At 40.3% G+C, this 2,403-nt stretch carries 3 protein-coding genes; 2 read left to right on the top strand and 1 reads right to left on the bottom strand.

The genetic code is table 11. The features are described 5' to 3' along the window. Positions 1–520 precede the first annotated feature (520 nt). Positions 521–1,141 (bottom strand): gamma-glutamylcyclotransferase, encoded by a 621-nt coding sequence (locus tag HMPREF3179_RS09710; RefSeq protein ID WP_070470975.1) that lies wholly within the window; start codon positions 1,139–1,141, stop codon positions 521–523. 457 nt (positions 1,142–1,598) lie between these two features. Between HMPREF3179_RS09710 and HMPREF3179_RS09705 the strand changes: the two genes are divergently transcribed. Both HMPREF3179_RS09705 and HMPREF3179_RS09700 read left to right on the top strand, forming a co-directional pair. Then, on the top strand, positions 1,599–2,177 hold the full coding sequence (locus HMPREF3179_RS09705) for a hypothetical protein (RefSeq protein WP_115063444.1): 579 nt from the start codon (positions 1,599–1,601) through the stop codon (positions 2,175–2,177). A 33-nt stretch (positions 2,178–2,210) separates the two neighbouring features. Beyond that, positions 2,211–2,403, top strand: a 193-nt coding sequence (locus HMPREF3179_RS09700) for a hypothetical protein (protein WP_210398772.1), incomplete at its 3' end; no start/stop codon positions are given.

Raw genomic sequence — 2,403 nt, 5'->3', positions numbered from 1 at the left:
AAATCAAGTTACACAAAATACCTTACACCCTCGTCAGCTTAGCCAAGGAGTATTTCAAACTTGCTTGTGATAATGGAGTTCAGAAAGGTTGTGATCGTTATCAGGAGCATAAGGAAGTTCACCATTAAATTGATGTATATAAAAGCAATTTCTTATAAATAGCTTAGGATATTTAACTCTGCTTTGATAGTAAGTCAAAAGTGTAAAAGGGAAAATAATTGTCCTAAATGCAGTAGGCAGAAAAGCGCTTTGGAAGTCATCGGCATATTGCCAAATAAAGCTTGATCAGAACAGCCTTGAGCCGTAATTTTATATATTTTGTGTAAAAGGGGCTAGTCATCTTAAAATCTACCTAAATTGTAGATAGTCGCCTCTGATTAGTGAGCTACGTTTTGATATTACTTGAGCTTAAAAATAATAATAGGGCGGAGGGAAAGATTTTCACTTTGTCCCAGCAATAAATTATTTTTGCTCAGCTGAATATTTGCTTTAACCTAAATTTTTCACTAAGGTATCTACATTAATCATCTTCAAAACCATGTTCGTCAAGCGCACTATTTAAATTAATTACATAATCACGGTTTGTGCCGAGAATGCCTTTTGCTTTGCTAATAAGAGGGGAGATGGTTTCAATGCTATCGTCATTCTCATGGAGTGGGCTTTGTGGGTGGACTCTAAAAATGATTGCTTGGACTTTACGCCCATCAACTAACTGTAATTCGGCCCAGTCAGGGCAATAAGAACCACCCACCATCTCACGTAACCAGACCATTAATAACTCTTGTTCAAGACTTTCCTCAGCAAAAAGTAGGGCTAAGCCTTTGGTTTCACCGCCCGGTGCGAGTGATAACATACGTCCCGGCTGCTCTGGACTGCCGCGCCCAGCCATCAGCCGCATACAAAAGCTGCGTCGCCAACCCTTCAGTAGGGCAGGGACATTTTCCACAAAATGACATTGCGGATTCCAAATCAACGAGCCATAGGCAAACAACCACACTGGTTCACCCTCCGGTCGTTTCTTAAGCGCGGTTTGCATGGATGCAATAATCTGCTCTCTAGAGCACCACTCCACACCCGGCGTCTCTTTGAAAGACTGCAGGTAGTTGCCATTAATAAGGGATTCGCGGTTTAGAGGACTCATGGGCTTCCTAAGTTGATGAATTTAATAGTGATTATACTGCGAGGGGTTTATAAGTGTTTTGTGTGAGCTTGGCACTAAGCCTAGTTGCAGATTTAAATTGTTAGAAAGAATAATAAGAAAAAGACATGTCAGAGTGGCTTCTCCTTGCGCTCTGATGAGTCTTGTTAATTTAACCTTTTATCCTGTTACCCCGATATAGATAGCGGTTTTTTTTATTTAAGACCATGATTCTAACTTGTCATTGACCATCCTTTATTTGTTGAAACGAGACAATTGGTCAGAGGGTGAACAGCGTTTTCGCTGCGTTTAATTGCTTATAGATAAGTAGTTAGGGTTGAAAAACCCTTTAAAGAAAGATATTTTCTTCCGCTTCATTATGTTAGATTTTCAACATGCAGTATATAATTTCTATATAGCTTGATTGATAAGCAATCTAGGACTTACAGGAGTATGAGTAGTGGGTTATTTTAGTTGGAAAACAGGTGATACTAAAGAGTCAATCATGAACGTCGACACAGACGAACATAATCCTAATGGCGTTTATTTACTTAAGCCTGATGGTTCAAAGATTCATGAGCTTAAGTATGAGGGATATGGTGATTTTGGTGATGTTAATGCCTATGTTCAGCTAGCACGTCAAAACGAGAAGATTTTAGGGATTAACATTGCTACGGATGATGAAGCGTTTGATATAGGGCTTTCGCTTGATACGGGAGATGTCTACATAGAGCAGAAAACTGGCTTAGTATGGCATGTTCTTCATTCAGATAGTTCTTCATTTATTGAGGGGAAAGTGTTTAAAGGAAAAGGTGATGAACTCATAGATGAATTAGGTATGAGTGCAAATGAAGCACTTGAAGCGGGTGTATTAATAACTATGTCAGTAGAGGATTATTTAAAGAGTCGTGGTATTGAAATATATCCCCTTAAGTTTTCATTCAACCCTAATGCAACTTATGACACTGTGGGTGCTAGTGAAAGTTGTGAACGACAAGGTTACTTTGGCAAAGGATGGCTAACACCATGGTTGTTATAAGTTGTGCCAGCGAGGGACCTTAAGCTTTATCGCTTGCAAGGAGAATCTCGTGTTGCTTTAGTCAAAGTAGCGTTGGTAAACACCGGTAGTACGACCTACAGCGGCATTAACACGAAGAATATCCTCATTACGGACGAGGCCAAACAGACTCTCCTCACTGGGCTTAGTGCCAAGGCGGAATTAAACCAGGCGGCCGATCGTCTCACTGCTGACTACGAGGCCGGAC

This window comes from Oligella sp. HMSC09E12 (assembly GCF_001808505.1).
Classification (GTDB): Bacteria; Pseudomonadota; Gammaproteobacteria; order Burkholderiales; family Burkholderiaceae_B; genus Oligella; species Oligella urethralis.
This window is presented reverse-complemented; position numbering and strand designations above follow the sequence as displayed.

What these genes read in the sequence shown, in the direction of transcription:
- HMPREF3179_RS09710 (WP_070470975.1), bottom strand. Translation starts at nt 1,141, where the DNA reads ATGAGTCCTCTAAACCGCGAATCCCTTATTAATGGCAACTACCTGCAG.